Source organism: Aeromicrobium sp. Leaf272 (assembly GCF_001422865.1).
Classification (GTDB): domain Bacteria; phylum Actinomycetota; class Actinomycetes; order Propionibacteriales; family Nocardioidaceae; genus Aeromicrobium.
In genome coordinates this window covers 713,643-735,220 of the sequence record NZ_LMMY01000013.1, presented here as the reverse complement: position 1 = coordinate 735,220, position 21,578 = coordinate 713,643, and the positions used below count along the sequence as shown (strand labels likewise).

The window sequence follows — 21,578 nt, the reverse complement described above, 5'->3', positions numbered from 1 at the left end:
GCTCAGGCCGCCGGCGGGTCGTTCTTCTTGTTGACCTCGGGAAGCTTCTCGCCGGAGTCCTTGAACGCGAGCGCCGTGAACACGGTGAGCGCGATGGCGGCGATGAAGAGCAGCCAGCCGGACCAGCCGGGACCGACGCTGACGCTGACGCTGCCGAAGCTGCCGCCGCCGTCGGCGGTCAGGGCACGCAGGATCACGAGCAAGGTGCCGAGACCAGCGGCTGCGAGGGCCACGAGTCGCCACGGCACGGTGTCCGGCAGGCTCTGCGCGGCGAAGGCCTTGATCGCCACGACCGCGACCGCGACGAGGATGAGCAGCATGCCGAGGGTCGCCCAGCTGTTCCAGGCGTTCACCCCGCTCGACGTGTCGACGGAGATCGGCAGGTCGTCGCCACCGTCCACGGAAGCCACGACGTACGCCCCGAAGAAGGAGAAGAGGAGCGCGAGCACCCCGGCGACGAGTGCACCTTGATCGTTGCGGGAGAGCGCCTTGAAGTCGGCTGCCATGGGTAGACCTTTCATGCTGAGAATTGGGTAAGGACAACCTAGCCGTCCGCGCGCCTCCCGCGCACCACCCCGTGCCGGACCGACCGCCGTGCTGGGACTGAGACCCCGGCCAACACCTGCCAAGAAGACCCTGAGAGCGGAATCAGAGGGCGATCCGGTGCGTTGCACTGGTACAGACACGATGGGAGGCGTATTCAGATGACGTCAACGAGGCACGAGAGCGCCGAGGGCAAGGACAGCGTCGGCATGTACCTGGCCGAGATCGCCCGGACGCCGCTGCTGGACGCCGCCCGCGAGGTCGAGCTCAGCCGGAGCATCGAGGCCGGGCTGTACGCCCAGCACCTGCTCCACGAGGGACGCGTCGGCCGCGCCAAGGGCGGTGCGCCCAAGCGCGCTACCCGCGAGGAGCTGGAGTTCATCGCCGCCGAGGGCGAGCGTGCGCAGCAGGAGTTCGTGCAGGCCAACCTGCGTCTGGTCGTCTCCATCGCCCGCAAGTACGGGCGCTCGGCCATGCCGATGCTCGACCTGGTGCAGGAGGGCAACACCGGCCTGATCCGCGCGGTCGAGAAGTTCGACTACGCCAAGGGCTTCAAGTTCTCCACCTACGCCACGTGGTGGGTGCGTCAGGCGATCACCCGAGGCATCGCGCAGCAGGCACGCGTCGTGCGGCTGCCCGTGCACGTGGTCGAGGAGCTGAACCAGGTGACGGCCGCTCGCCGCACGCTGGAGCGGACCCTCGGCTACGACCCGGAGCCGCAGGAGATCGCCGAGGAGCTCGGCATGGACGTCGACCGCGTGATCGACCTGCTGTCCTGGGGTCGCGACCACGTGAGCCTCGACACCCCGGTCGACGACGACGGCGACACCTCGCTGGGTGACCTCATCGCCCGCGACACGTCGCCCGGTCCCGACCTGGCGGTGCTCGACGACGAGACCAAGCACCTGATCAGCACGCTGATCGACCACCTCGGTCCGCGCGAGGCCGACATCGTGCGAGCCCGCTACGGCCTGCTCGACGGCCGTCAGCAGAAGCTCGCCGACATCGGCAAGCGCCACGGCATCTCCGCCGAGCGGGTCCGCCAGCTCGAGCGCCAGGCGCTCGTGACGCTGCGCAAGATCGCCGACCCCGACCTGGCGGCCTGACACGCTCAGGGACCGCCACCCCACGCGAAGCCGCCCTGCCTCCCCCGACAGGGCGGCTTCGTCATGTGCGGACGGTCGCGGAGACGGGCGTGAGCCTCGCACCGTGCCGGACGCGGGTCAGCCGGCGAGGCGTTCCCAGAGGGCGTCGACGGCGTCGAGGAGCTGCTCGCGGGTCCCGCTGTTGTCGAGCACCTCGTCCGCGACGGCGAGGCGTTCCTCCCGCGACGTCTGGGCAGCCAGACGGGCCCGGGCGTCGGCCTCGGTCATCCCGCGCTGCTCGACGAGCCGCTCGACCTGGACGTCGGTCGGGACGTCGACCACGACCACCGTGTCGCACTGCCCGGCCATCCCCATCTCCACGAGGAGGGGGTGGTCGTGCACCACGACCGACTCTGCGGGAGCCTGGGCGACCCGCGCGGCGGCGAGCTCGCGGATGGCGGGGTGGGTGATGGCCTCGAGGTCGCGCCGGGCCTGCTCGTCGGCGAAGACGACCGACCCCAGGGCCGGCCGGTCCAGCGTCCCGTCCGGGGCGATCACGTCGTCACCGAAGCGCGCGCCGATGGCCGCCAGAGCCGTGGAGCCGGGCTCGACGGCCTCACGCGCCAACAGGTCGTAGTCCACCACCACGGCGCCCAGCTCGGACAGCCGCGCGCTGACGGTGCTCTTGCCCGAGCCGATGCCGCCGGTGAGACCGACCTGGAGCGTCATGCGTGCACGAGCCGGGCTCAGCCGGTGGCGGCGTTGCCGTAGGTCGTGACGTGCACGTGGTCGAAGTGGTTGGCCGTGTCGCCACCGCGGCTGCTCATGCCCCGCCAGCTGTTCGACGTGGCCGGACGCCAGATGCGCTGCTCCCAGATGAGGTACTCGATGCCGAGCTCGGCCCGGTTCTCCTGCAGGAACGCGGCGATCTGGTCGCCCAGCGGACCGCGGACCATGATGTCGAGAGCGTGGCCGGTGGCGTGCTCACCTCGGCCGGCGATCGCGCCGTACGACGAGATCTCCGGGAACTTGGCGCACACGGCCCGGAACACCTTGACGGTGTCGGGCTGCATGCCGCTCTCGGAGAGCTTGGGGCACGGCTCGGTGCCGAGCGGGAGGTCGTCGGCGATCTTCTTCGTGCTGACCCAGCGCGGAAGCCCCTTGTAGACGACCTCGCTCCAGCCGTCCTTCTTCTCGCCGGTGACGTCCAGGACGTCGCCCTGGTCGACCTTCTTGAGCACCGGGGAGTCGGAGTCGGCGTCGGCGTGGATCGTCACGCCGTCCTCGAGGGCGACCTTCTGGCCGGTCACGTCGACCGCGACCGTGTCCTCGTCGGGCAGCTCGGGACGCTCGGCGCTGCGGTTGACCTCGGGGGTGTCGGCGAGCGCCTCGGTGATGATGTCGTCGGCCGGGGCGGCGACGCTGGCCGAGGCCGGCGCGACCTCGGCGTCGGAGGACACCACGGCGACCGCGGCACCGAGCACCGCAAGGGCGCCGACGGTGGGCATGGCGACCTTGATGACCTGACGGCGCCAGGGGGACGGCGCCGAGTGCCGGCTGCTGTGTCGAGCGGGGGCGGTGGAGCGGGGAGCGGGGGACGTGGTTCCGCGTCCGGCACGCCGCGGGACGGCGTGCTTGTGGCGCGAAGAAGCCACAGACGATCACCTTCAGACGGAGGGGGGACAAGACCGATCAACCACTGAAGCATACTTTGTGCCTGAGTTCACGCACTCGTGACGATCCACACCCGTCGCCCCGCGGGGGCTGTGACCGACCTCTCACGAAGGGAGAGCGACGTGGAGGTGCTGACGGCCGAGCGGAGCCGGCACGACCAGGCCCGCGTGGCCGGCGCGCTCCGGGGGCGTGGGCTGCGCGAGGGTGACCGCCTGGTGCTGCTCTGCCCTGGCGAGCCGGACTACGCGAGCGTCGTGCTCGGAGCCTGCCGGAGCGGCGTCGTGCCGGTGCCGCTCGACCCGCGACTCACCCCGTGGGAGCGGTCGCGCATCCTCGACGACCTCGATGCCGCGCTGGTCGTGGAGAGCGCCGACGAGCTGCACGCCCTGCTCGACGGCGAACCGACGGAGCTCGACGCCGCCCCGCGCTGTCGGCCCATGCACTTCACGTCGGGCACGACCGGCCGACCCAAGGGCGTGTGGTCGGGCCTGCTCGACGCGGGCGACGCGGCGCAGCTGGTGGCCGAGGAGCGCGAGCTGTGGGGGTTCTGCGCCACCGACGTCGACCTCGTGGTGTCGCCGATCTACCACTCCGCTCCCCTGCGCTTCGCCACCGGGACCCTGCTGGCCGGGGGCGGCATCGCGGTGCTGCCGCGCTTCGAGCCCGCCGCGTTCCTCGACGCCGTCGAGACGGTGCGCCCGACGACGATGTTCTGCGTCCCGGCGCACCTGCAGCGGTTGCGGCAGCACGTCGACCACACCGGCTGCCACCCCGACCTCTCCTCGTTCCGCCTCGTCGCACACGCCGGGGCCCCCTGCCCCGAGCCGGTCCGCCGGTGGGCGCACGACCGCTTCGGCGTCGACGCGGTCTGGGAGTTCTACGGATCGACCGAGGGACAGTGGACCGCCTGCCGTGCGCAGGAGTGGCGCGAGCACCCCGGCACGGTCGGTCGTGCGCGGCCGGGACGGGTCGTGACGGTCGACGACGACGGCCTGCTCTGGTGCGTCGTCCCGCCGTGGGGACGCTTCACCTACTGGCGCGACGACGACAAGACGGCCGACGCGTGGCGCGAGACGGCCGCGGGGCCGGCGTTCACCGTCGGCGACCTCGGGCGGGTGGAGGACGGCTACGTGCACCTCGACGCCCGGCGCAGCGACCTCGTGATCAGCGGTGGCGTGAACGTCTACCCGGCCGAGGTCGAGGCCGCGCTGGAGGACGTCCCCGGCGTGGTCGAGGTGGCCGTGTTCGGACGACCCGACGACCGGTGGGGACAGCGTGTGGTGGCGGCCTACGTCGGCGACGTGGACGAGGACGTCCTGCGCGGGCGCGCGACGGAGCGGCTCGCGCCCCCGAAGCGTCCGAAGGAGTACGAGCGGCTCGACGCGCTCCCCCGCACGGCCACGGGCAAGGTGCGGCGCACGGAGCTGTGACCCTGGGCGCCGCGGTGGTCGGTCAGCCGGCCTCGAGGCACGTGAAGGTCCGGCGGAACTCCTGCGGCGTGGTGCCGAGCGCCTGGGTGAAGTGGTGGCGCAGGGTGGCGGCGTTGCCGAACCCCACGCGGCCGGCGATCTGCTCGATCGACAGCGGCGAGCTCTCGAGCAGCTCCTCGGCCAGGGCGATGCGCTGGCTCGTGAGCCACTGCAGCGGCGTCGTGCCCGTCTCGTCGCGGAACCGTCGCGCGAAGGTGCGCGGCGACATGTGCGCCTGGGCCGCGAGGCGGTCGACGGGCAGCGGCTCGTCGATGTGCTCGAGCGCCCAGGCGAGCACGGGCGACAACGTCTCGGCCTCCACCTGGCCGACGGGGGTGCGCACGAACTGCGCCTGTCCCCCGCTGCGGTGCGGCGGCATGACGATGCGTCGTGCCGCCGTCGCGGCCGTGCGGGCCCCGAACACTCGACGCATCAGGTACAGCGAGGCGTCGATGCCGGCAGCGGAGCCGGCGCCGGTCAGCACGCCGTCGTCGAGCACGTAGAGGACCTCGGGGCGGACCACCGCCTCCGGGAACGCCTCCTGGAGCTCGGCGCCGTAGCGCCAGTGCGTCGTGCACTCCCGCCCGTCCAGGAGCCCGGCCTCGCCGAGCAGCCACGCCCCGGTGCAGTGCGCCGAGACGTAGGCTCCGCGACCGGCCGCGGCACGGACGGCCTCGATGGCCGCCGGGTGGTGGGCCCGGTAGCCGCGCTTGGGGGCGATGCAGACGAGGTCGGCGTCGGCTGCGGCGTCGAGCGACTCCTCGACGAAGAGGTCGTAGCTCGAGCCGCGGACCCGTCCGGGCTCGGGCGTGCACACGGAGAACTCGAACACGGGGTTGTCGTCGTCCGGGTGGTACGGCTCGTTCCACACCTCGCAGATGGAGCCCAGCCCGAACGCCTCCACCCCGTCCTGCACGATGACCGCGACCTTCTTCATGGGACCAGCGTGCCACAGGTGTGGCAGTAAATCGACTGATACTGGCGATGCTGCCACTGGTGGCAGGTTCCCGATGTGGCGAGAATTGCTGCCATGATCATCCTCCTGCTCCTCCTCGCCCTGTCCGCCCTCGTCATCACCCTCGCCGTCCTCGTGTCCTTCGACGGCTACGGCACGCGTCCCCCGCCCCGCAGCCACCACCAGGACGCGTTCGAGCCCGACCAGCACCTGACCGTCCGGTGATGCCGCCACACCCCCGGACACGACGAGACCCCCCGACCTGACGGTCGGGGGGTCTCGTGTGCTGGATCAGCGTCGTGCGGTGGGAGTGTGGATCACTCGCCGCCGGTCAGCTTCTCGCGCAGGGCCTGCAGGGCCTCGTCGGACGCGAGGGAGCCCTCGGTCGTCTCGACCTCGCCACCGGCGGAGTAGTTGCTGACCTCGCCGGCCTCGACGTTGGCCTTCTCGGCCTCCTCGATCTGCTTCTTGTGCGCCTCCCAGCGCTCGTGAGCCTCGGCGTACTGCTTCTCCCACGCGGCGCGGGCCTCGTCGAAGCCCTCCTGCCACTCGCCGGTCTCCGGATCGAAGCCGTCGGGGTAGATGTAGTTGCCCTGCTCGTCGTACGAGGAGGTCATGCCGTACAGCGTCGGGTCGAAGTCGTCGCCCTCGGCCGCCTGCGTCTCGTTCGCCTGCTTGAGCGAGAGCGAGATACGACGACGCTCGAGGTCGATGTCGATGATCTTGACCATGACCGAGTCGCCGATCTGCACGACCTGCTCGGGGATCTCGACGTGACGCTCGGCCAGCTCGGAGATGTGCACGAGGCCCTCGATGCCCTCCTCGACGCGCACGAACGCGCCGAAGGGGACGAGCTTGGTGGCCTTGCCGGGCACGATCTGACCGATCTGGTGGGTCCGGGCGAACTGCTGCCACGGATCCTCCTGCGTCGCCTTGAGCGACAGCGACACGCGCTCGCGCTCGAGGTCGACGTCGAGGACCTCGACGGTGACCTCGTCGCCGACCTGGACGACCTCGTTCGGGTGGTCGATGTGCTTCCAGGACAGCTCGGAGACGTGGACGAGACCGTCGACGCCGCCGAGGTCGACGAACGCACCGAAGTTGACGATGGAGGAGATGACGCCCTTGCGGACCTGCCCCTTCTTGAGCTCGTCGAGGAACTTCTGGCGCACGGCCGACTGGGTCTGCTCGAGCCAGGCACGGCGCGACAGGACCACGTTGTTGCGGTTCTTGTCGAGCTCGATGATCTTCGCCTCGAGCTTCTGGCCGATGTACGGGTCGAGGTCGCGGACGCGACGCATCTCCACGAGCGAGGCGGGCAGGAAGCCACGGAGTCCGATGTCCATGATGAGGCCGCCCTTGACGACCTCGATGACGGTGCCCTCGACGACGCCTTCCTCGGCCTTGATCTTCTCGATGTCGCCCCAGGCGCGCTCGTACTGAGCACGCTTCTTGGACAGGATCAGACGGCCTTCCTTGTCCTCCTTCTGGAGGACGAGGGCCTCGACGCTGTCGCCGACGCTGACGACCTCGTTGGGGTCGACGTCGTGCTTGATGCTCAGCTCGCGCGAGGGGATGACGCCCTCGGTCTTGTAGCCGATGTCGAGGAGGACCTCGTCACGGTCCACCTTGACGATGGTGCCGTCGACGATGTCGCCGTCGTTGAAGTACTTGATGGTCGAGTCGATGGCGGCGAGGAAGTCGGCCTCGCTGCCGATGTCGTTGACCGCAACCTGCGGTGCCGCAGAGGGAGCGATGCTCATAGGTAGATGGACTCCGATGGATGGATGATGTCGGGAACGGCCGGTGGACGGCGCCGCGGAGCCCGCAGGACGGACATGCCGAGGACGCTCCTGCTCGTCCCGAGGAACGCACAGGTCACCAGCGCATCTCTCAGGGTACGCGATCTTCCTCGGCTCCGGGGTGGCGGGGCCCCTGTGACGTCCAGGCCGGTCGCGAGCCGGCCGGACCGTCAGTCGGCGAGCTCGAAGAAGGCCGTGAGGGCCTTCACGTAGTGCTCCACGTCGGCGGCGGCCATCGTCTCCCGCGCCGAGTGCATGGCCAGCTGCGGCGCTCCGAAGTCCACGGTGGAGATGCCGGTGCGGGCGGCGCTGATGGGCCCGATCGTCGACCCGCACGGCAGGTCGGCCCGGTGGACGTACCGCTGCAGCGGGACGCCGACGCTCTCGCAGGCTCGCGCGAACACCGCCGCGCCGGCGGCGTCGGTCGCGTAGCGCAGGTTCTGGTTGACCTTGAGCACGGGCCCTCCCCCGAGCACGACGTGGTGCAGCGGCTCGTGGCGCTCGGCGTGGTTGGGATGCGTCGCGTGCGCCATGTCGCCGGACGCGCAGATCGACCCGGCCACGGCGCGGTGCAGGTCGTCGCGCGCTCCGCCTGCAGCCAGCACGATGCGCTCCAGCACGGTGAGCAGGAGGTCGGAGGCCGCTCCCCGCTCCGATGAGCTGCCGACCTCCTCGTGGTCGAACAGCACGAGCACCGAGCGCTGACCCGGCACCGGGCCGGACCCCGACGCCCCCGCAGCCAGGAAAGCCTCCAGCCCGGCGAAGCATGTGGCCTGGTTGTCCAGACGTGGGGCGGCGACCAGCCAGCCGTCGGCCCCGACCCGCCCGCTCGGCACCACGTCGGTCGTCATGAGCTCGTGGCCGAGGACGTCCTCGGCCGCGAAGCCCTCCCGCTCCCCCAGCCAGGCCAGGAACGGCCTGCCCCGCTGCGACCACACCGCGTCGAGGTGACGCTGGCGGTCGGGCGCCCCGGCAGCGTCGCGGTCGAGGTGGATCGCCAGGTTGGGCACGCGCAGGACGGGCTCGTCGACGTGGACGAGCCGCTCGGATCCGTCGCGCAGCACGACCCGGCCGGCGACGCCGAGGTCGCGGTCGAGCCACGTCGTGAGCAGCGGTCCTCCGTACGGCTCGAGCGCGAGCACGTCGGTGCCCTCGAACCGGCGGTCGTGGTGCTGCTTGAGGCGCAGGTTCGGGCTGTCGGTGTGGGCACCGACGATGCGGAACGGGTCGGCCGGCCCGGTCGCCGCGGTGTCGTCCCAGGCCACGAGCGAGCCGCCACGCACCACGTACCCGCGTCCGCCCGAGGCGGGCCACGCGTCGCGCTCGTCGGCGCGGGACCAGCCTGCGGCGTCGAGCGCCGCGGCCGCCGTCGCCACGGCATGGAAGGGCGACGGCGAGGCGTCCACGAAGCGGCAGAGGTCGTCGGCGGCAGGCATGGCCTCACCGTATCGAGCCGGTCGCCCGGGCTCGGGACCCCACCACTGCCGTGCACGAACGCCTCCGGCGCGCCACCGGTGAGGGTGGCGCGCCGGAGGCGGTGGTGGCGTGACTACGCCGCCGTGTGCGTGCCGTTCTCCTTGCGCCCGCGGGCGAGGGCGACCGCACCGAGGACGAGCAGCAGCAGTCCCACGAGCCCACCCACGATCGGGAAGGTCGAGTTGACGGCCTTCAGCAGCGTGGCCTTGCCCTTGTACTCGTCGACCGTCTCCTGGATGTAGGCGTCGGTGTAGCCGAGCGTGGCCTTCGTCGTCGTGGCCTTGCGCTCGCCGTCGAGCTCCAGGTAGCCGTCCTGCGACTCCCCACCGCGGATGATGACCCCCGTGACGGGCTCCACGAGGAAGGTGCGGGTGTTGGAGTAGATCCGGTCGGCGACGACCGTGGGCCGATCCTCGCCGATGAGCGACCCCGGGACCGCGATGGTCCCGGTCTTCGTCGGCTCGATGACCTGCTCGAACTCGTAGACGTCGAGGCCCTTGATGGTGGTCTCGCCCTGGTAGGTCGCGGGCGTGGCCTCCTTCAGGGTGCCGTCCCAGAACATGTAGTCCTTCTTCTCCGTCCCGAACGGGAACTTGAAGTAGAGGCCCTTGAACGCACCACGCGTCTTGGTGCCACCGGACTCGGTGCGCGACTTGGCCCAGTCCACGGTCTCGCCCGTGTGGGCGTCGAAGGCGACCGTGTCCTTCGTGCTGCTCAGCGGCGTCTCGCCGCTGCCGCAGTCGAAGTCGGGCGTGTCGGTGCACGTGAACGTGTCCCACACGGCGACGTCGCGGTTCAGCTCGTCGGACGCCTCCTCGCTCAGCTCGACGTTGCCCTCGACGATGCGCGTGGACTTGAGCGGACCCGTCACGATGGCCGGCCCACCCTCGGCCCCCACGTCGAGGTACTCACCGTCCTCGCCCGACGCGGTCTGCGAGATGCTCGTGGTCTGGTTGTTGTCCGGCACGACCGCGAGGCGGTCGTACATGTAGAACTTGCTCAGACCTGCCAGTACCACCAGGAAGGCGCCCAGCACGAGCGCCACCAGTCCCAGCTTCTTTCCCACAGTGGGGCTCCCTCCGCCGTTGTGATCAGCGGCACGTTACCAGTCCGTAGGGTCACGACTCGCCGCCCGCGCCGGACCCGGGCACGTGGCAGGATCCTCCCTTGTGACCCTGCGCCTCCGACCGCCTTCCGCGGTGACCTCGGCGGCCCTCCTGATCATCCTCGCGCAGCTGGTCGTCCGGGGTGTGTTCGTCTCGCGCAGCTGGTTCCTCGTGGACGACCACATCTTCATGGCCGACATCGCGCGTGGGGAGGACGACCTCGCCTGGTACACCCGGTTGCACCAGGGTCACTTCATGCCGCTGTCCTTCCTCCTGGTGAAGCTCGTCGTCGCCGTCAGTGAGCCGTACGCGTGGTGGCCCGTCGCCGTCGAGATCGTCGTGCTCCAGGCACTCGCGAGCCTGGCCTGCTGGTGGATGCTGCGCACGGTGTTCGGACCGGGGCGCGTCGCGCTGGTGGGCCTGGCCGTCTACGGCACGACCGCTCTCACCGTGCCGGCCCTCATGTGGTGGGCGGTCGCCATCAACCAGTACCCGCACCAGATCGCCTTCTTCGGCGTCGTGACGGCGCACGTCCTGTACGCGCGCACCCGTCGAGTGCGGTGGGTCGCCGTCGCCGGCGTCTTCCTGACGGTCGGCTACCTCTCGTACGCCAAGACGGGACTGGTGGTCGTCACCGTGGCGGCCCTCACGCTGATCTGGCTGGTCGAGGGTCGGCCGTGGGACCGCTTCTGGAGGGCCGTCCGGGACTTCCGGGTCGCCTGGGTGGTCTACGGCGCCCTCAGCGTCGCCTGGCTCGTCGTCTACGTCACCCGGCCGCAGGCGGCGGTGCCGGCGAGGGCGAGCCAGTTCGTCGAGCTCGCACAGGCGCAGCTCTTCGAGGCGCTCCTGCCGACCCTGGTCGGCGGTCCCTTGCGGTGGGTCGACTTCGGGACGGGTCCCGTGCAGTTCGCGGACCCCCCCGTGGTCATGGTGGTCGTGGCCACGACGCTCGTCGCCGTGGTCCTGCTGCACAGCTGGGGCACCTACGAGCGTTCGCTGCTGGTGCTCTGGCCCGTCGGCCTCTACCTGTTCGCCTCCGCCGTGCTGGTCTACACCGGACGTGCCTACACGATCGGCCTCCTGGGCGGCGAAGGCATCGGCATCCACGTCCAGTACCTCTCCGACGCAGCGCCGCTGCTGCTGCTCGCCGGCGTGTCGCTGGTGCGCAGCCCCGTCGACGTCGCCGACCCGCCGCGCCGACGGCCGGTCCCCCTGGTCGACCTCGTCCCGGCCGTCCCGGTGCGCGCGACGCTCGTCGGTCTCGTCGTGCTCCTGGGACTGATCAGCTCGGCGGTGTACGCCGACGGGTGGCGGACGTTCGACGAACGCTCCGTCAACCAGCGGGCCATCGCGGACCTGAGGTCCCACTCCGCGACCCGACTCGCCGACGTGTTCGCCCCGTCCACCGTGGTGGCGCCGGTGCTCGGCGACAAGGCGCTCCTGAGGAACTACTTCGCCCTGCTCGACGACCGGTACACGACCTCCCTCGCCGGAGCCGACCTCCAGACCTTCGACGACGCGGGTCGCCTCCGCCCCGCGGACGTGGTCCCCGTCGAGGGGGCCGTCGCCGCGCCGGCCGTCCGCGGATGTCGTCCCGTGGGCACGACGGGTCGAGACTTCAGGCTGACGCCGCCGACGGTCCTGGGTCCGTGGGTGGCGGTCGACTACGTCTCGGCCCGACCCGGAACGGTGTCCGTGGGTGGGATCGGGGTCACGAGGGTGGGCATCGCGGCACCCGCCGGGCGGCACAGGATCCTGGCGGCCGCACCGCGCCCGCTGGACCGGGTCGTGGTCACCGCGTCGGCCGGGACGTCTCTGTGCGTCACCCGGGTCGAGTACGGACTGGTGGCGCCGTCATGAACGAACCACTGCCCGCGGACCCGGTGGCCCGCCTGCTGGGACGAGCACGCGAGCGCGTCGCAGCCAGCCGTCCGGCTCGCAGTCGCGTGGCACGGCGGCTCCCCCGCGTGGGCACCACCACGTGGCTCGCGGTCGCACTCATCGGCGCTCAGGCGCTGCTGCGGGGCTGGGCGACCTCACGCAGCTGGTTCATGTGGGACGACTACATCTTCATCGCCGACGTCGTTCGGGGGGAGACCGGCGTGGGTTGGCTCTTCCGCAGCCACTTCAGCCTTCTGCAGCCCGTCGGCTTCGCCATGGCTCTGCTCGTCGGAAAGGCCGGCTTCGCGTGGTGGGCCTACGCCACCCACATCCTCCTCATGCAGGTCGCGGCCTCGGTGGCGTGCTGGGTGATGCTGCGGGTGCTGTTCGGCGACCGACGACTCCTGCTGGTGCCGCTGACCTTCTACCTGGCCAGTCCCTTCACCGTGCCCGGCTCGGTCTGGTGGTCCGTGGCCATCTACCAGTACCCCTTCCACATCGGGCTGTTCGGCGCCGTCACCTGCCACGTGGTGTGGCTCCGCAGACGACGCCCGCCCGCACTGCTCGGAACCTTCGCCTTCACGGCGCTCGCCCTGGGCTCCTACATCAAGGCACCTCTGCTGGTTCCCGTGCTGGTCGGCATCTCGCTGCTGTGGTTCACCGCGGGTCCGTGGCGCGAGCGGCTCCGCGATCTCGGGCGGCAGTGGCCCGCCTGGCTCGGTCTCGGCCTCCTGCTCGCGGGCTATGTCGCACTCTGGCTCTCCCGGCAGACCGCGGCTCCGCCTCGACAAGCCTGCGAAGCACCTCGACTGGTCGAGACGTCCGTCCTCGAGACCATCGGCAGCGGACTGGCCGGAGGGCCCTGGTCATGGCGCCTGTGGACCGGCGGCATCGACCCGTTCATCGCCGCCTCCGACTGCGCGCCGCTGGCCTACCGTGGCAGCCCTGACCTCGTCGTCGGCGGCGCGCCGCAGTCCCTCGCGACGGCGCCACTCGCGCTCGTGGCCCTGTCGTGGGTCGTGATCGTCCTGCTCGTCGTGCACCGGTGGGCCCGACACCGCAACGCGCTGCTCGTGCTGTGGATCCTGGTTCCCTACGGCCTCGCCTCGGTCGTCCTGGTCTTCGCCGGCCGCGCCGCCACCTTCGGCAGCCAGGTGGGCGCCCGCGAGGTCCGCTACTTCGCCGACCTCGCCGCCGTGGGGGCGTTCGGCATCGCTGCGGCGTTCCTGACGATCCGTGGCGCCCGCACCGGACCCGAGCCGCGCGAGGTGCCTCGCATCACGCTTCCGCTCCCGACGGGCCTCGTGCGCACGCTCGGCGTGCTCTTCGTCGCCGGCTCGCTCGTCTCGACCGTCACCTACGTGCTGCCGTGGCACGCTCGCGACGACGAGACGGCGTTCCCCGAGCGTGCGTTCGTCGCACAGGTCGAGCGCTCACTCGCCCAACGTGAGGGCACGGTCACGGTGGCCGACGTCCCGTTCCCGCCCAAGGTCGCCAACCCGGTCATCGCGCCCTACAACCTTCCCTCGCGGAAGCTGGCTCCTCTGGCACCGAAGCTGCGTGCCGTCACGCAGGGCACGGACCTGGAGGTCCTCGACCAGCAGGGCCGGCTCCGCCCCGCCACCGTCGAGGCCGGCCCGCGAGCCGCCCCGGGCGAGGTCGAGAACTGCGGATACCTGGTCCAGCAGGCCCGGCGCACGATCGAGGTGGCGGAGGTGGTCCCCGGTGGCTTCTGGGTACGACTCGACTACCTCGCGAACGCCGACGGGTTCGTCGACGTCACGGTCGGCGACATGTTCCGACGCGTCGAGGTCGAGTCCGGGCTGCACACGATGCTCTTCCTGAGCGACGGCGACTTCTCCGAGGTCGAGCTGGTCGCCTCCGCGAACCTCAGCGTCTGCATCGACAACGTCCGCGTCGGCTTCGTCACCCCCCGCGGCCAGGAGCCCCCGGCATGAGGCGCCGTCCGTTCGACCGCGAGGAATGGGTGGTCATCGCCTCGCTCGCCCTCGTGCTCGTCGCGCTGCTGTTCCGTCTCTGGGCCGTCACCGGGAGCTGGTTCTACTCCGACGACTTCATCTTCCTCGGTGACACGGCGACCGGGATCGATCGAGGTGGTTGGTACCTGGAGCCCCACAACGTCCACTTCATGCCGTTCAGCCGATGGCTGACGACCCTCGTCGGTCACAGCGGGACCTTCCCGTGGTGGGCGGTCGTCGTCCAGGTCATGACCCTGCAGCTCGCGGCCGCAGGGAGCTGCTGGTGGATGCTCCGGACGCTCTTCGGCGACCGACCCGGCATCCTCCTGCCCCTGGCCCTCTACCTGTTCTCGCCGGCCACCGTCCCCACCACGGTGTGGTGGGCCGCGGCCATCAACCAGCTCCCCCACCAGGTCGCCCTCATGGGTGCGGTGGCGGCACACGTCGGCTACCTGCGGCACCGGACGCCGTCTCGGGCCGTCCTCACGGGCGCATTCCTCGCCCTCGGCTACGCGAGCTACACCAAGTCGGTCCTCATCCCGGTCCTGCTGCTCGTCGTCACGTTCTGCTACTTCGCCTCGAGCCGTCGACTCGTCCCGCGACTCCGCGAGACGGTGGGACGCTACTGGCACGCCTGGCTGGTGACCGGCGGACTCACCGTGACCTACCTGTGGATCTACCTCACGGTCGCGCCGAGCTCGCCTGCTCCCTCACCGTCGGTCGTGCTGGACACCATCGACCTGTCACTCGTCCGATCAGCCGTCCCCTCGCTCCTCGGAGGTCCCTGGTGGTGGACGACTCTCGGCCAGCCCGGTGGCGTGGGCCCCAGGCTCTTCGTCGACACGCCGCTGCTGCTCACCGTGCTGGCCTGGCTCGTCCTGGGCGGCCTGACCGTCTGGCAGGGTCTGCGGCATCGCCGCGCCTGGTGGCCGGTGCTGATCGTCCTCGGCTACGCCGTCCTCGGCGCCGTGATCATCGCGATCGGTCGCGCGACGGCCTTCGGTCCGGAGTCGGCGGCGCTGGAGCTCCGGTACTTCGCGGACCTGGCTGCCGTGGCCGCACTCGGCGTCGGCCTGGCGACCATGCCGGTCCGGGGAGCGCACCAGTCCCTCGAGCCGCGGGAGCCCGCGGTGCTGGTCGTCCCGCTGCGTCGACGCTGGGTCGTCGCCACGGCAGCAGTGGTGCTGGTCTCCGGTCTGGTCAGCTCCGTGCTCTACGTGCGACCGTGGCACGAGGAGGCCACCATGCCGCAGCGGGAGTACCTGGCCACGGTCGAGTCCCAGACGTCGCCGACGACCCCGCGTCAGGTCCTGGACACCGGCGTGCCGGACGTCGTGCTGTGGTCGGCGGCGTTCCCGAAGAACCTCGCGTCCCACGTGCTGGCGCCGCTGGGTGACCGTCTGGACTTCGTCGACCAGGGCGTGGACCTGGAGATGATCGATCCCGCAGGACGGGTCGTCGACGCGGCCGTGGGCGGCGGCCCCAGGAGTCTGCCCGGACCCCGGGAGGGATGCGGGTACCTGATCCAGCCCGGCTCCACCGGTCGGGTGCCCCTGCAGCCCGTGCTCGACTTCCCGTTCATGCTGTCCTTCGGCTACCTCGCCGGCGCCGACCTGGACGTCACGGTCCGCGCAGGGACGGTGACGCGCGAGCTCGATCTCGCCCGGGGAGCCCACACCGCCTTCCTGCCGTCGGCCGGCGCGTTCGACGAGCTCGTCGTCCGCAACGACGGGACCGCCGCCCTGTGCATCGACACCGTGTCGGTCGGCGGCATCGAGCCCTTGGTGGTGCCCGGTGCCTGAGACCACGCGTCGAACCTATCCAGGACTCGACACCGTCCGGGCCATGGCGGCTCTCGCGGTCCTGGCCACCCACACCAGCTTCTGGGCAGGCTTCTACCCCCAGGGTCTGCTCGGGGCGATGACCGCACGGCTCGACATCGGCGTCGCCATCTTCTTCGTGCTCTCGGGCTTCCTCCTGGGCCAGCCGTTCCTCGCCGCCATGGCCGACGGCACCTCCTCGCCGCGCGCGGGACGCTACCTCTGGAAACGCTTCCTGCGGATCGTCCCCCTCTATGTCGTCACCGTGGTCGTGGCGCTCCTCGCACTGCCGGAGAACGACGCCGCCGGGCCGGGCACCTGGATCCGCCAGCTCACCCTCACGCAGGTCTACCCACCCGCCGACCTCGTGGCCGGCCTGACGCACATGTGGAGCCTCTGCGTCGAGGTCGCGTTCTACCTCGCCCTCCCCCTGCTCCTGTGGCCCCTGCACCGCTGGTCCGCCCGTCGTGGCTGGAACCCGAGGGCCGTGCTCCTGGTGCTGGCGGGGGCGGGCCTCGCGTCCTGGTGCTGGCTCGGGCTGGTCGCCCCGCGCGTGGACGGCTCGAACCTCTGGCTCCCGGCGTTCCTCGGCTGGTTCGCCGTGGGGCTCGCGCTCGCGGTCGTGGACCTCGAGCGCCGCACTGCTCCTCGGTTCGCGACCCTCGCAGGACTCGCCGGTCAGCCCGGAGTCTGCTGGACCCTCGCCGCCGCCGCCTTCGCCGTCTCGGCGACGCCGCTGGCGGGGCCGACGCTGCTCGAGCAGCCGACGGCGGGCCAGGCGGTCGTCAAGAGCGTCCTGTACGCCACCGCGTCGGGGCTCCTCGTCCTGCCGTCGGTCCTCGGTCCGACCGACACCCGGTACGCCCGCGCGATGGCCTGGAGGCCACTGCGGCACCTGGGACACATCTCGTACGGCATCTTCTGCCTGCACCTGCTGGTCGTGCACGGCGTGGCCGCCGCCCTCGACCTGCCGCTCTACCAGGGCAACGGCTGGACCCTGTTCGGCCTGACGGTCCTCGGCAGCGTCGTCGCGGCAGAGGTCGCCTACCGGCTGGTGGAGAGGCCCGCGATGCGGCTCAAGGACCGGGGACGCGGCACGACCGTCCCCACGAGCGCGCCCACCGCCAGCAGCACCAGGAGCTGAGGCCACGCCTCTGCCCCGGCCCAGCCGCCCGCCGAGCCCCACGGCGCCAGCACGTACCCCGTCCCCGCCGCCGTCACCGCCAGCGGCGCGACCCAGGTCCCTCGCGCCCGCAGCAGTCCGGTCACGACGGCACCGACGCCAGCCGCGGCCAGCCCCGTCCATCCCCCGAGGAGTCCGACCGACACCACGGTCGCGAGGCCCAGGACCGTCGCGCGCAGGCGCTGCCGTGGTCGCGGTCGCGCCGCGGATCCCGGCGCGCCTCGAGGGCTCGAGCGCCACCACCAGAGGACCAGGCCGAGCACGGAGACGGCGCCCAGGGCCAGGCCGAGGCGGTACACCGTGCCGGCGCCGAACGACGCCTGGACGCTTCCCCGGTCCGTGATCCACCCCTGCATCCAGCCGTTGACGGTCACGGCCGTGGCGTCGTCGGCCGTCCAGCCCGGGTTCGCCGTCTGGGGGACGGCGACGAGGCGCTCCGTCCCCTCCCCGAGGTCGTCGACCCGCAGGGTGCCGCTGCCGTTGCGCCCGATGGCGCTCTCGGAGCCGGCAGCGTCGGCACGCGGCCCCTGCGACAGGCGCAGCAGGGTGGGTCGGAAGGCCTCGCCGCCCCGGACCACGATCCGGTTGTCACCCTCCTGCAGCGCGATCGAACCGCCGTCCTCGCACACGGTGGCGGGGAGCTCGGCTCGCGCCGCGACGGCGGCGCGCGACCCTCGGACGGAGGTGGGGTACCGGGCACCGTTCACCCGGAGGTCGGGACCGGAGCCGCACGGAAGGTCGACCGTGGTGGCGGCTCCCTCGGCGGGATCGATCCCGCTGCCGGGCAGTGACACCTCGCTGACGCCGACGGGCAGACCGCTGCCCGATCCGTCGAAACCGAGGGTGGACCGGACGTACACGTCGGTGACCGTCACCTTCACCAGTCGTGCGTCGCCCGGGCGCTCGAGCTCGGCCAGCCCGTCGACGTCGAACCGCACGCGCTGTCGGGCGCCGTCGTCCAGCTCGACCACCCCTCGCCGCGGCGCAGAGGCCGCCAGCGTCGGATCGGTGCGCAACCTGACCCGCGAGACCTCGGCGTCCTCGTCCAGACGCAGGGTGATCGTCGGGTCGCTGTCGCCGAGCGAGGCCACCCAGCCGGTCTGCGGATCACCGTCGACCATCGCCAACGGCCCGGCCGCGGGATCCGACGAGGCCGACGAGCTCGTCGTCGGCTCCACCGGACCGGCGAGGAGCCTCTGGAGGTCCGTGCCGTTCACGGGCAGCACGCTCATGCCCGAGGCGAACACCGCTCCCGCCCCCATCGGCACCACGCGGTCGAGCATCGATGCGTCCTCGCCGCGGCCGTCGCGGCCCGGGACGCACCGGGTGACACCTTCGACGCGCCAGCACGAGGCGTCACCGGGGTCGGCGGTGAGCACCACGTCGGTGGGCGTGCCCCATGCCTTGGGCAGGTCGGGCAGCCGAAGGGGGCGCGACAGCGGAGCACGCGGCACGTCGACCTCGGCGAGGGACAACGGATCGAGGTCCGGTCGGGGCAGCCCGATGCGCAGCGTCCGTGTCGTCCCCGCGTCGATCGAGGCGGGACGACCGGGCCGCAGCCTGAGCGTCTGGACGCCACGGTCGGTGCGGACCTCGACCGTCCTCGGCTCAGCCCCTCTGGGCAGGGTGACCGTCGCGCCCTCCGTGGAGACGGCGCGGCCGTAACGCACCTCCAGCCACCCGTCGAGGTCGCCGGCGGTCCAGGCCGTGCTCGGGTCCCCGTCGAGCGCCGCCCACGGCGCAGCCGTCTGGTCGATCCGACCCTGGGTGACGTCCGAGGCCGACGAGGAGACCGCGACGTCCCGGGCACCTTCGAGCTCGGGCACGGTCTGCCAGGCCTCGTCGTCGCCGGTGACGTAGTCGTGCACGGGCCGCTCGATCCGGTAGGGATCGGTTCGAGCCAGCGAGGCGGAGCGGTTGTCCACGACACGGCCGAACGCCACCTCCTGCCGCCGGTCCGTGTCGGTCAGGACCACCTGCCGCGGGGTGAGGGTGTCGGGGACGTCGCGGGCCATCAGCACGTCGACACCCGTCGGCAGCAGGCCCAACAGCTGTGCCGCAGGACTCCCGACCACGACGGGTGTCGCGTCCGCCTGCTGGCTGCGGGCCGTCGACGCCGAGGTCTCGGCGACCTCGAAGACCTCGACGGCACGGTGGCGTGACTGGCGTCCACCGTTCACGAACACCGTCTCCCCCTCGTCGGTCTCCTGGCTGGCAGGACTGCCGACCCGGGGACCGAACCCGGCCCGTCGTTGCACGCCCGGTGTGGAGGACAAGGTGGAGTAGACCAGCTCCGGATCGGTGGCGCCGGTCGCGGCGAGGTCGTTGCGGACGAGGAGGAACCGGATGCCGGAGCGTCTCAGCAGGTCGGCGAGGGCCGGGGAACCGCGCCCGGAGGCGAAGGCCTCCTCGAGCGCGTCGAGCGAGCGGATGGCTCCGGGCGGCACGAGCGGCACCGCGTTGCGCAGGCTCCAGGGCGTCGTGCCGAGCGCCTGCACCAGCTCGTCCCGCGGCCTGCCCCACAGGTAGTCGCCGAACGCCGAACCCGGCAGGACCAGCGTGTTCTCCCCCGACGTGTTGGCCGTCATCCACCGCGTCGCGTCGTCCCAGTAGCCCGGCACGGAGACGAAGCCACCGGTCCGCGGCAGCTCGGCCGTCCAGGCAGGGGTGGTCGCCGACGCCAGGGAGGCGACTGCGAGGACCGCGACTCCCGAGACACGGAGACCTCGCACCGTGACCGGCTGGGCCCGGGCGACCAGGTGCACGAGGCCCAGGACCAGCGGGATCCTCAGGACGAGGTCGAACTTGTGCGTGTTCCTCAGGGGTGCGAGGGCGCCGTCGAGCCACCCCGCCACCGTCCCGCTCCCCCAGCCGCCGTCGCCCTGGCCTGCCGTCACCAGCACCAGGCCGAGGAGGGTGCCGCCGACGAGCCAGGATCGATGCGGCACGTCGCGACGGGCAAGGCCCCACACGCCGAGCGCGAGCACCAGGGTGCCGTTGAGGATGAGCAGCGGCTCGGTGACCAGCGCGTTGCCGGCGACCTGCGTCCCGTCCAGGTAAGGCAACCAGTTGGTGGTGCCCCGCAACGCGTCGAAGGGGTGAGCCGCGAACGTCGTGGTCGTCGCGCTCTCGATGAAGTCCAGGAAGGGGGGACTCACCCTTCCGAGCAGGATCAGCGGGATCCACCACCAGGCCGTGGCCACGATCGTCAGCGCCGGCCACCACAGCATGAGAGCTCGGCGCCGAGGGCCCGGATCGGCCAGCAGGACGAGCAGGACGCCCAGGGGCAGGACCGCGGCCGTGGCGGCGGCGTTCACCCCGCCGGTCGCCGCGACCGCGAGGGCCGCCGCCGCGGCCCACCGACGTGGGTCACCGCGCGTCAACCCGATCGCGAGCGCCACGAGGACCCAGGGCGCGGTGGCCATCGGCCACACCTCGACCGAACTGGGCCCGATGACCGTGAGGATGCGGGGCGACAGCACGTACGCCAGGGCACCGAGCATCTGGGTCCCGTGCGTCCCGATGCCGAGGACCCGCGCCAGCGTGACGACGCCCCAGAACCCCAGGACGAGCAGGAGGGCCCACCAGGCTCGCTGGACGACCCAGGGTGGTGCCGCCAGCAGGTCGCCGAGCCAGAAGAACGGTCCCATCGGGAACAGGTAGCCGTACGCCTGGTTCTGCACCTGCCCGAACGAGCCGGCCGGGTCCCAGAGGCTCAGCGCTCGCTCGAGGAAGCGCCCCGGCGCGAGGGCCAGGTCGATCTTGGTGTCGTTGAGGATCCGGTCCGGGGCCTGCACGAACGCCAGCGCGACGAGCGCTCCCGAGACGGCCACCATGCGCCACCGCTGGACCGCGGTGAGTGGTGTGGTCATCGCCGTCTCAGGACGATCGCGAGGTTCCACGTGACGACCTCGCGCAGCAGCGGGACGCGCAGCACCCCGTAGGCCCATCGCGGGAGGTAACGAGGCTGGAGGGCCACGACCTCGACGTCGTCACGCCCCCGGGCCCAGCGCAGCCCGGCGGCGGCGGTCACGGCGAACAGGGAGGTGCCGAAGACGTTCTTCGGCGGCCGTCCGTGCCGCCTCGTGTAGCGCCGGGCGGCACGACGACCGCCGAGGTAGTGCCACGGCGCCGTCTCGTGACCGCCCCACGGCCCCCACCAGAGCGTGTAGGAGCAGAACACGAGGCCGCCCGGCCGGGTCACACGGACCATCTCGTCGGCCATGAGCCATGGCTGCGGCACGTGCTCGAGCACGTTGGAGGAGTAGGTGACGTCGAAGCTGCCGTCGGCGAAAGGCAGCTGCATGCCGCTGCCCAGCACGGTCCCCGGCTCGGGCGCCCCGAGTCCGCTGAGCTCTCCGAGGTCTGCGTCGAGGGGGGTGTAGCGGGCGCCGGCCGCCCGGAACTCCCGGGCGAAGTAGCCCGGTCCTCCTCCCACGTCGAGCACCCACGCACCGTCGAGGTCGGTGTGGTGCGCCACGTGGGCGACGGAGTCGGCGGCGAGTGCCCCGTAGAACCGGTCGGGATCGGTCTGCTCGACGCGGAACGCCTGGAACAGCCTCCAGGATCGTCTCGTCGACGGTCGGAACGGCGCAGGCACCCGGG

16 protein-coding genes are annotated in these 21,578 nt (G+C 71.7%); 7 read left to right on the top strand and 9 right to left on the bottom strand.

Annotation, left to right across the window (positions count from 1 at the left end; translation table 11 throughout):
• Positions 1–2 precede the first annotated feature (2 nt).
• The gene (locus ASF38_RS12755; RefSeq protein ID WP_055965913.1) at positions 3–506 is read right to left on the bottom strand and encodes a hypothetical protein; all 504 of its coding nucleotides are present in this window, start codon (positions 504–506) and stop codon (positions 3–5) included.
• 198 nt (positions 507–704) lie between these two features.
• Here ASF38_RS12755 and ASF38_RS12750 point away from each other — a divergent pair, with 198 nt between their 5' ends.
• Entirely contained in the window at positions 705–1,649 is a 945-nt protein-coding gene (locus tag ASF38_RS12750; RefSeq protein WP_056576443.1) for an RNA polymerase sigma factor RpoD/SigA, read from the top strand.
• A gap of 117 nt (positions 1,650–1,766) precedes the next feature.
• On the opposite strand, the gene coaE is transcribed toward ASF38_RS12750, so the two are convergent.
• Both coaE and ASF38_RS12740 read right to left on the bottom strand, forming a co-directional pair.
• Positions 1,767–2,357 carry a dephospho-CoA kinase gene (gene coaE, locus ASF38_RS12745; protein ID WP_056576440.1) on the bottom strand — a complete coding sequence of 197 codons (591 nt, stop codon included), beginning with the start codon at positions 2,355–2,357 and terminating at the stop codon, positions 1,767–1,769.
• Positions 2,358–2,374: 17 nt separating this feature from the next.
• Positions 2,375–3,136: an SH3 domain-containing protein gene (locus ASF38_RS12740; RefSeq protein WP_055965908.1), complete on the bottom strand. Its 762-nt coding sequence runs from the start codon at positions 3,134–3,136 to the stop codon at positions 2,375–2,377.
• A gap of 288 nt (positions 3,137–3,424) precedes the next feature.
• Between ASF38_RS12740 and ASF38_RS12735 the strand changes: the two genes are divergently transcribed.
• Positions 3,425–4,732 (top strand): class I adenylate-forming enzyme family protein, encoded by a 1,308-nt coding sequence (locus ASF38_RS12735; RefSeq protein WP_082480748.1) that lies wholly within the window; start codon positions 3,425–3,427, stop codon positions 4,730–4,732.
• A 22-nt stretch (positions 4,733–4,754) separates the two neighbouring features.
• On the opposite strand, the gene ASF38_RS12730 is transcribed toward ASF38_RS12735, so the two are convergent.
• A complete protein-coding gene (locus ASF38_RS12730) occupies positions 4,755–5,708 on the bottom strand; it encodes a GlxA family transcriptional regulator (RefSeq protein WP_056555716.1) in 954 nt (317 codons plus the stop codon).
• 93 nt (positions 5,709–5,801) lie between these two features.
• On the opposite strand from ASF38_RS12730, the gene ASF38_RS17620 reads away from it, so the two are divergent.
• Positions 5,802–5,951 carry a hypothetical protein gene (locus tag ASF38_RS17620; RefSeq protein ID WP_156364841.1) on the top strand — a complete coding sequence of 50 codons (150 nt, stop codon included), beginning with the start codon at positions 5,802–5,804 and terminating at the stop codon, positions 5,949–5,951.
• A gap of 92 nt (positions 5,952–6,043) precedes the next feature.
• Here ASF38_RS17620 and rpsA read toward each other — a convergent pair whose 3' ends face one another.
• The 3 genes from rpsA to ASF38_RS12715 all read right to left on the bottom strand — a co-directional run bounded on the left by rpsA (position 6,044) and on the right by ASF38_RS12715 (position 10,070).
• Entirely contained in the window at positions 6,044–7,489 is a 1,446-nt protein-coding gene (gene rpsA / locus ASF38_RS12725; protein WP_055965904.1) for a 30S ribosomal protein S1, read from the bottom strand.
• Positions 7,490–7,698: 209 nt separating this feature from the next.
• On the bottom strand, positions 7,699–8,964 hold the full coding sequence (locus tag ASF38_RS12720) for a M18 family aminopeptidase (RefSeq protein ID WP_056576437.1): 1,266 nt from the start codon (positions 8,962–8,964) through the stop codon (positions 7,699–7,701).
• 113 nt (positions 8,965–9,077) lie between these two features.
• Entirely contained in the window at positions 9,078–10,070 is a 993-nt protein-coding gene (locus ASF38_RS12715; RefSeq protein ID WP_055965900.1) for a DUF3068 domain-containing protein, read from the bottom strand.
• Between the two features lie 133 nt (positions 10,071–10,203).
• Between ASF38_RS12715 and ASF38_RS12710 the strand changes: the two genes are divergently transcribed.
• The 4 genes from ASF38_RS12710 to ASF38_RS17265 are packed head-to-tail and all read left to right on the top strand — an operon-like array spanning position 10,204 to position 16,934.
• Positions 10,204–11,970: a hypothetical protein gene (locus ASF38_RS12710; RefSeq protein ID WP_156366913.1), complete on the top strand. Its 1,767-nt coding sequence runs from the start codon at positions 10,204–10,206 to the stop codon at positions 11,968–11,970.
• Positions 11,967–13,949, top strand: a complete 1,983-nt coding sequence (locus ASF38_RS12705) for a hypothetical protein (RefSeq protein ID WP_056576431.1) — start codon at positions 11,967–11,969, stop codon at positions 13,947–13,949. Before ASF38_RS12710 ends, ASF38_RS12705 begins: the two co-directional genes overlap by 4 nt.
• The gene (locus ASF38_RS12700; protein ID WP_056555706.1) at positions 13,946–15,772 is read left to right on the top strand and encodes a hypothetical protein; all 1,827 of its coding nucleotides are present in this window, start codon (positions 13,946–13,948) and stop codon (positions 15,770–15,772) included. Before ASF38_RS12705 ends, ASF38_RS12700 begins: the two co-directional genes overlap by 4 nt.
• A complete protein-coding gene (locus ASF38_RS17265; protein ID WP_255353830.1) occupies positions 15,765–16,934 on the top strand; it encodes an acyltransferase in 1,170 nt (389 codons plus the stop codon). Before ASF38_RS12700 ends, ASF38_RS17265 begins: the two co-directional genes overlap by 8 nt.
• Here the strand turns inward: ASF38_RS17265 and ASF38_RS12685 are convergent.
• Entirely contained in the window at positions 16,835–20,845 is a 4,011-nt protein-coding gene (locus tag ASF38_RS12685; protein ID WP_162237356.1) for an alpha-(1->3)-arabinofuranosyltransferase family protein, read from the bottom strand. The genes ASF38_RS17265 and ASF38_RS12685 overlap by 100 nt on opposite strands.
• Positions 20,842–21,573: a class I SAM-dependent methyltransferase gene (locus tag ASF38_RS12680; protein ID WP_235493025.1), complete on the bottom strand. Its 732-nt coding sequence runs from the start codon at positions 21,571–21,573 to the stop codon at positions 20,842–20,844. The genes ASF38_RS12685 and ASF38_RS12680 overlap by 4 nt, the downstream gene beginning before the upstream one ends.
• Positions 21,574–21,578: the final 5 nt, after the last annotated feature.

Bases quoted from the DNA above. Each gene is read 5' to 3' on its own strand.
- ASF38_RS12755 (WP_055965913.1), bottom strand. From the start codon at position 506: ATGGCAGCCGACTTCAAGGCGCTCTCCCGCAACGATCAAGGTGCACTC.
- ASF38_RS12750 (WP_056576443.1), top strand. From the start codon at position 705: ATGACGTCAACGAGGCACGAGAGCGCCGAGGGCAAGGACAGCGTCGGC.
- coaE (WP_056576440.1), bottom strand. From the start codon at position 2,357: ATGACGCTCCAGGTCGGTCTCACCGGCGGCATCGGCTCGGGCAAGAGC.
- ASF38_RS12740 (WP_055965908.1), bottom strand. From the start codon at position 3,136: ATGCCCACCGTCGGCGCCCTTGCGGTGCTCGGTGCCGCGGTCGCCGTG.
- ASF38_RS12730 (WP_056555716.1), bottom strand. From the start codon at position 5,708: ATGAAGAAGGTCGCGGTCATCGTGCAGGACGGGGTGGAGGCGTTCGGG.
- ASF38_RS17620 (WP_156364841.1), top strand. From the start codon at position 5,802: ATGATCATCCTCCTGCTCCTCCTCGCCCTGTCCGCCCTCGTCATCACC.
- rpsA (WP_055965904.1), bottom strand. From the start codon at position 7,489: ATGAGCATCGCTCCCTCTGCGGCACCGCAGGTTGCGGTCAACGACATC.
- ASF38_RS12720 (WP_056576437.1), bottom strand. From the start codon at position 8,964: ATGCCTGCCGCCGACGACCTCTGCCGCTTCGTGGACGCCTCGCCGTCG.
- ASF38_RS12705 (WP_056576431.1), top strand. From the start codon at position 11,967: ATGAACGAACCACTGCCCGCGGACCCGGTGGCCCGCCTGCTGGGACGA.
- ASF38_RS12700 (WP_056555706.1), top strand. From the start codon at position 13,946: ATGAGGCGCCGTCCGTTCGACCGCGAGGAATGGGTGGTCATCGCCTCG.
- ASF38_RS12685 (WP_162237356.1), bottom strand. From the start codon at position 20,845: ATGACCACACCACTCACCGCGGTCCAGCGGTGGCGCATGGTGGCCGTC.